This window comes from Streptomyces graminilatus (genome assembly GCF_001418565.1).
GTDB classification, from domain to species: Bacteria; Actinomycetota; Actinomycetes; order Streptomycetales; family Streptomycetaceae; genus Streptomyces; species Streptomyces graminilatus.
In genome coordinates, this window is record NZ_LIQQ01000276.1 from 1 (window position 1) to 4768 (window position 4768).

Consider the following 4768-nt stretch of genomic DNA (forward strand, 5'->3'; position numbering starts at 1 on the left):
AGCGAGGGCGGCGCACCCCGCGCCGGGACCGCGGAAGGGCGTCCGGTACCCGGGAAACGGGGCTCCGAGGCGCGCGGGTCCCCGGCGTTCCCGGGTACTCCGCCGTCACCTCCCCGCAAGGGCGGTGCGGAGGTGTCTGCGGCACGACGGCCGTCGTCAGCGGCCGAGGGCGGGGTCGGCGGATACATGGGCAACTTCTTCTGCGCTCTGGGCGCCGAGGGCGCGCTCGGCGCCCGGTAGGGGGCTTCGGCAGGACAGGGGTGACGCGGCGGCTCGGCCTGTGCACGGGTTTCGCCACCCAGGTGAACGGACCAGGGCTTCCCCGAGTCACGCCTCCGGCGGGACAAGCCGACCGAATGGCGGTGAGGTGGAGCATACGTCCGGCCGGTGCCCGGATGCCCGCGCCGACTGTCCGCTGCGGCCGGGAGGTTGGGGCATCCGTGAGCGGTCCTGGCGCCGGTCGGTTGTGCGTGGGACGCGCTGCCGTCGGTCAATCTCCGGTCGTGTGTACGGCAGTTGCTCGATCGCCGGTCACCCGTCCCGTCGCCGTGCGGGGACCTGTCGGCTGTCCCTCGCTCACCGATCCGTTCGACTGACGGGCGACCACCGCCGGGAAACCCGTGAACCGCCGTACGCCTGTTCACGTGTCGTCCCCCTTCGTCCGGTGGCCGCGGGGAGCGGGCTCCCCGGCGCCCGGGCCGCGCCGGCGTACGACCACCGGCTTGCCCAATGACTGGGGACGGGTTCCGCCCGCCCTCCTGGCGCGGGGGCGCGTGTCGGTGTCGTCCACCGGGCCCACCATCCGGCGTCGGCGCCTCGTGGCGGACTCCAGCGCCCGGCCGGCGCCGCTGACCGACGTCGAGCAGGACGGGGGTCCCGCGACGTCGTCCAGGGGCATCGGGGCCTCGGGGTCATCGGGCCAACCGTCACTCGCGGTCCCATTCGTGCGGCCGAAGCCGCTCGTGCCCGTGAACCTCTCCGCCCCTTCCAGCTCCTCCGTCCCCTCGAACGTCTCCGTCCCTTCGAGTCCCTCGGACCCCTCGAACTCCTCCGACTCCTCGCACCTCGCCACCCCCTCGAACCTCGCCGTTCCCTCGCCCCCTTCCGGGTCCCCATCCCAGTCGATGCCCGCGTCGTCGCACGGGTGGCCGGCCCCGATCCGCGTGTTCTCCGGCGTGATTCCCGGCGTCCCGGCAGCGGCGCCGGGTCGACCGCCGCGTTCCGCGCGCAGGCAGCGGCGGATCGACTCCGGGTCGAGGCCCTCGTTGCAGGCCTGGTGCAGCAGGCGGGCGAACAGGTAGCCGGGGTCCGCGCCGAGTGCCATGGCCAGGGCTTCCCTGGCCTCCAGTTCGTCGCCGGTCGACCAGGCGACCCAGCCGGCGAGCGTCAGAGGGGCCGCGGCGTGCTCGCGGTAGGGCCCGACGCAGCGTCGGGCCAGTGCCCGCCACAGGCGCAGGGCCGGTGCCGCCTCGTCGCCCTCCATCCACTCCGCCGCGCGATCCCGGGTCGTACGGTCCTGCAGCCCAAGAATCAGCGTGGCGGCCTCGTCGTGTGCGAGCAGTTCGTCGTCGCGCAGGTCGGCCAGAAGCGTGCCGGAGACAGCGGGTGCGTCGGCGAATCGGCTCCTGACCCGCTCTGCCTGTCGCAGGGTCTCCTCGGCCACGTCGGCGCGGCTCGCGTCGTCGAGGATCCTCGGGACCAGGCGGGCGTTCGCGGTGTCGAGCGCGCGTTCCTGTTCCAGCGCCGCAGCGGTCTCCCATGGCTGGAACCTGGCCCGCAGCTCACTCAGCGTGCCTCGCACCTGCAGACCGGCATAGGTCGCGGCGGCGGCCAGCACCGACGTACCCGGCAGGCCCATGGGCACTCCGTCGTCCGGACAGCACTCGGGCGTCACACAGCAGTACGACCAGAAGCGGTTCTCGGCGATGCACAGAGCCTCGACCACCGGAACGTCGAGACGGCCGCACTCGGTGCGCAGCGACTGGGCGAGTGGGCGCAGACGTTCCCGCACGTGATGTCGGGCCTCGCCCTCCGCCGGCTCCTGGCAGAGGTACACGACCACGCTCTCGGGCCGTCCGCCTCTGCGCTCGCTCCCGGTCACCAGACCGTGCGTCAGTTGCCGTGCCACGGCGGGCCAGTCGTCCGGGTTCGCGGGGATTCCGAGCCTGGCACGGCCGCCGAACCGGCCGCGCCCGTCCCGGTCGTGCAGCGCGACCAGGACGATGCTGTCCTCCGGGTGGTATCCGAGCAAATACGGCAGGGCGTCGGCCAGTTCGGCCGGGGTGCGCAGGGTGACCTGATGCGTTTCGCTGTGATTCGTCATGCCGTGACGATCTCGCGGTTTCCGCGATCCCGCTCGAGCCTGTGGATAACCTCGGCCAGGAACACGTCAAGGTCAGCGCCGGGATTCGTACACCACCCCGTTCACCGCAGTGATCGACACCGTCCCGAACCTCCCCGCGGCCGGCCGCACGGGGAGGTTTCGCGGATCGGTCTCCCCGCCGGAGCCAAACCCGCCGACACGGCCGAGGTCAGCCGGCCACCGCGAGCGTGAGCGGCAGAACGGCGCCCGCTCCGGCCTGGCGCAGGAGGCGGGCGCCCACGGCCAGGGTCCAGCCGGAATCGGTGTAGTCGTCGACGAGCAGCACCGGGCCGGGGGCAGCGGCCAGGGCAGCGGCCAGTTCGGCGGGCACGGTGAACGAGGCGGCCAGGGCGCGCAGCCGCTGGGCGGAGTTGCTCCGGTGCGCCGCGTACTCGTCGGCCTGCTCGGTGTAGGCCAGGCTGCCCAGCATGGGAAGCCTGCCGACCCGGGCCAGCCCCTCGGCCAGCGAGGCGACGAGCCGCGGGCGGGTACGGGAAGGCACCGCGACGACTCCCACCGGGCGCGCGACCGAATCGGGACCGCCGCCGGCCCAGCCGCCCGGCGAGCGGGCCCAGTCGGCCACGACCGTCACGACGGCGGACAGCACGTCGTCCGGGACCGGCCCGTCCGCGGCCTGCGCCGACAGCAGCGGACGCAGGCGGTTGCCCCAGCCGATGTCCGACAGCCTGCCGAGCGCCCGCCCGGTGGCCGCCTGCTGGCCCACAGGGATACGGCCCTTCAGGTCGACCCCGACCGCCGGCATTCCCGAGGGCCACATCCGGCGCGGTTCGACCTCGACCCCGGGCCGGTCCAGTTCACCCGCGGCGCCCGCGAGCGCGCCGGGCGACACGGACGGGTCGAGCCAGGGCCCGGCGCAGGAGTCGCAGCGCCCGCAGGGAACCGCCTTCTCGTCGTCGAGCTGCCGCTGGAGGAACTCCATCCGGCACCCCTTGGCCGCCACGTAGTCCCGCATGGCCTGCTGCTCGGCGGCGCGCTGTCTGGCCACCCAGGCGTAGCGCTCGGTGTCGTACGCCCATGGCTGCCCTGTCGCCGTCCAGCCGCCCTTGACGCGCTTGACCGCCCCGTCGACGTCCAGGACCTTCAGCATCGTCTCCAGCCGGGAACGCCGGAGATCCACCAACGGCTCCAGCGCGGGCAGTGACAAGGGCCGGCCCGCCTGCTCCAGAACCGTCAGCGTGCGCCGTACCTGCTCCTCGGGCGGGAAGCCCACCGAGGCGAAGTACGCCCAGATCGCCTCGTCCTCCCGCCCTGGCAGCAGCAGTACATCCGCGTGATCCACACCGCGCCCCGCACGCCCCACCTGCTGGTAGTAGGCGATCGGCGACGAGGGCGACCCCAGGTGCACCACGAACCCCAGGTCCGGCTTGTCGAAGCCCATCCCCAGTGCGGAGGTCGCCACCAGTGCCTTCACCCGGTTCGCCAGCAGATCCTCCTCCGCCTGCAGCCGGTCGGCGTTCTCCGTCTTCCCCGTGTACGACGCCACCGGATATCCGCGCTGCCGCAGGAACGCCGCGACCTCCTCCGCCGCCGCCACCGTCAGCGTGTAGATGATCCCGGAGCCCGGCAGATCCCCCAGCCGCTCCCCCAGCCACGCCAGCCGATGTGCCGCGTCCGGCAGCTCCAGTACGCCCAGCCGCAGGCTCTCCCGGTCCAGTGGCCCCCGGAGCACCAGAGCGTCCTCGCCGCCCGTGCCCAGTTGCTCGGCCACATCCGCCGTCACGCGCGCGTTCGCGGTCGCCGTCGTGGCCAGCACGGGCACGCCCGCCGGCAACTCCGCGAGCATCGTGCGCAACCGGCGGTAGTCCGGGCGGAAATCGTGTCCCCAGTCGGAGATGCAGTGCGCCTCGTCGACCACCAGCAGGCCGGTGGTGGCCGCGAGCCTGGGCAGCACCTGATCGCGGAAATCCACGGAGTTGAGGCGCTCCGGACTGACGAGGAGCACATCGGTCTCGCCGCGTTCGACCTCCCCGTAGATGGTGTCCCACTCCTCCGGGTTGGCCGAGTTGATCGTGCGCGCCCGGATGCCGGCCCGGGCCGCCGACTCGACCTGGTTGCGCATCAGCGCCAGGAGCGGCGAGATGATCACCGTCGGCCCCGCGCCGCGCCGCCGCAGCAGAGCGGTCGCGACGAAGTACACCGCCGACTTGCCCCAGCCGGTGCGCTGCACCACCAGGGCGCGCCGACGCTCCCGCACCAGGGCCGCCACCGCCTGCCACTGGTCCTCCCGCAGCCGCGCCGAACCCCCAGGGGCACCGACCAGCTCAGCGAGGATGGCGTCGGCTTCGTCACGTAGCTCCTGGTTGTTCATGCCCCCATGCAACCGCACGGCACTGACAACGGCCCAATCCTCGGCCCTGACGACGTCCGCCCCATCCCTCCCCCAGC

The 4768-nt window shown here is 73.3% G+C and carries 2 protein-coding genes and 1 pseudogene; 1 reads left to right on the top strand and 2 read right to left on the bottom strand.

Annotation, left to right across the window (positions count from 1 at the left end):
- Positions 1-240, top strand: a pseudogene (locus tag AOK08_RS46850) (hypothetical protein); the annotation flags it as partial.
- A gap of 400 nt (positions 241-640) precedes the next feature.
- On the opposite strand, the gene AOK08_RS23255 reads toward AOK08_RS46850, so the two are convergent.
- Both AOK08_RS23255 and AOK08_RS23260 read right to left on the bottom strand, forming a co-directional pair.
- A complete protein-coding gene (locus tag AOK08_RS23255) occupies positions 641-2323 on the bottom strand; it encodes a DUF4192 domain-containing protein (RefSeq protein ID WP_055529408.1) in 1683 nt (560 codons plus the stop codon).
- Between the two features lie 208 nt (positions 2324-2531).
- Positions 2532-4691 carry a RecQ family ATP-dependent DNA helicase gene (locus AOK08_RS23260; protein ID WP_055529410.1) on the bottom strand — a complete coding sequence of 720 codons (2160 nt, stop codon included), beginning with the start codon at positions 4689-4691 and terminating at the stop codon, positions 2532-2534.
- Positions 4692-4768 lie beyond the last annotated feature (77 nt).